1 protein-coding gene and 1 pseudogene are annotated in these 2338 nt (G+C 43.1%); both read right to left on the reverse strand.

All coding sequences use genetic code 11. The features are described from left to right. Positions 1-308 precede the first annotated feature (308 nt). A complete protein-coding gene (locus tag A9239_RS14475; protein ID WP_048119280.1) occupies positions 309-1751 on the reverse strand; it encodes an APC family permease in 1443 nt (480 codons plus the stop codon). 293 nt (positions 1752-2044) lie between these two features. Further along, a pseudogene (locus A9239_RS14480) lies at positions 2045-2338 on the reverse strand ([dimethylamine--corrinoid protein] Co-methyltransferase); the annotation flags it as partial.

Genomic DNA, 2338 nt, shown 5'->3' on the forward strand with positions numbered 1-2338 from the left:
CTATAAATTAATATTATTATCTGTAAATTAATATTATTATCTGTAAATTAATATTATTATCTATAAATTAATATTATTATCTGCAAATTAATATTATTATCTGTAAATTAATATTATTATCTATAAATTAATACTACCGCATATAGATTATGTATCCTGTAGCCACCTATTTTCTGCTAACCCTTTTTGCACCAGAAACAGAACTCATGATCCGATAATATTTATCGACTCACGAGTTTGACCGGTTTCCGAAAAATGAAAACGGTGGAAATTTTCGGATTTACTTTTGTAATGTCTCTTTGCGCCCTTTATATCGTGGACTCGCCTGATAGGGAATTATCCGTCTCTAAAGTTGTCCTGTTTTCATTTTGGGAATAGTACCAGAGAGGGAGATAAAGGGCAAGCACCACGAAGCCAACTATCGTTGAAGTCCAGCCTAACTCAAGACTGTTAAGGTATATTATCCCAATAAGACACAGAGGGAGGTTAAAAAACCCAAAGAAAAGGGCTACGTATTGCCAGCTTCCAGGAGCTTTGAACGGTCTTTCAAGCTTAGAGAACCTCGGGTCAATTTTTGCCTTAACATACGCGAGCAGACTTATCCCGTTGGCACAGACATAACCTATTGCTGAAGCTGCAACTATAGCTGCAGGAGTTCCCAGGCAGATGAAACCCATATTCAGGAGGGCAATGACGATCATTGCGTTGACTGGAGTTCCATGTGAATTCATTTTTCCAAAGAACCCTGGCAGATTTCCTTCTTCAGCCATGGAATACATGGCCCTTGAAGCTCCAAGGAAGGCAGTCTGGATAATAAGAACCATTGCCGCAATCAACATGAAGATAGTCAGAGATCCACCTATAGGACCAAGGGTCATCTGGGCTATAGGCAGCATTGGAGAAACCGGTTCGTCCAGGATTCCTTCAATTCCCAGAGCTCCTGTACAGGCTGCCTGGACAAGAATGAAGGTCACAAGACATATCGCACCGCAGATAAAGAGGGCTTTTGGGACATCTGATTTGGGCTGTTTATATTCGGGCCCGTAGATCGCTGCGGTTTCCCAGGCGCAGGCACTCCACTGAGCCATTGCAAAAAGCCCGAGCAAGATCAGGATATGCTGGATATCCCAACTCCAGTTTGTGGGAAGCCAGGCACCGGTAATATTACTGATCTCAAAGTGCCCGGTTACGAAAGGCGCAAGGGCAATAATGATAAGTGGGGCAAGCGAAAGCACGGCAAGAATGTACCCGAGCTTTGCTCCACCCGATAGCCCGCGATAATTAACCAGGATAAGAAGCACGAATACGACTGCACCGGACGCCAGGTAAACAACAAGGTCAGGCACACCTGCAAGTGCAGGGACCAGGCCTTTAAGATAGCTTCCGATCAAAATTGAATAGATTGCAAGAACCGGATTCCAGGCAAACCAGTAACTCCAGGCACTGAAACCTCCAAGCAATTTGCTAAGGTCATATCGGTTATTTGCGTTACCCGTAAAAACACTCTGGGCGTACCCTGGAAGCCCGGATGCTTTCGGGAACATTGTGGCAAGTTCTCCGTAAGCAAAATTTTGCATGAAACCCTGAAAGACAGATAGCGCCCAGATAATGATTGCAAAGGCCCAGACATAATTTGCAAAATAACCTATGGACGGCAGGATCAGCACAGGAACCCCCAGGGCAATTGCAAGTCCTTGCTTCCAATCAATTGTTCGCTGGAGCCCTCCGTTTTCACTGTTTTCGTCGCTCATTTTCAAACACACTCCTATAATTACTATAGACGGAAATTGACGATTCGCACAGCTCTTGCAGCATAAATCGACTCATAAAAGCCTGCAAATGGAAAAAGTGGAAAATCAGGAAAATCAAGCCTTCCCAGAATATTATCAAGAAATATCTTCCAGAACTATTTTCCAGAAATATCTCCAAGAGATATCTTCCAGAAACATCGCCTAGAAACATTATCAAGAAATATTCTGAGAAAGATCTACAGGAGATCTATATCCGCTTTTTCGTATCTTCTTAGTTATTCTGGAGCTTTTCTTTACGCTATCTGCTTTCTGAAGAGATTGCAGGAATTAATCTTAATACCGAGCAACTTTTCAATGTTCATCTTTGCAGCAATACCCTTTGCAGCGCCTGGTACTGACGTTATAATACCAATATCAAGTTCTTCACGCAGTTCGCGCATAACGTGCTCGTCTACAAGGTCCATCTTGTCGACCCCGAGTTTCTTTGCAACGTACTCTTTTGCCTCACCTATGCGCATATTCTTTGAGAACTCCATTCTTGCAACAAGGTCTCCTGCAGCTCTCATACCAGTCATACCTGAAGCCAT

It is taken from the genome of Methanosarcina sp. A14, assembly GCF_001729375.1.
Taxonomy (GTDB): Archaea; Halobacteriota; Methanosarcinia; order Methanosarcinales; family Methanosarcinaceae; genus Methanosarcina; species Methanosarcina barkeri.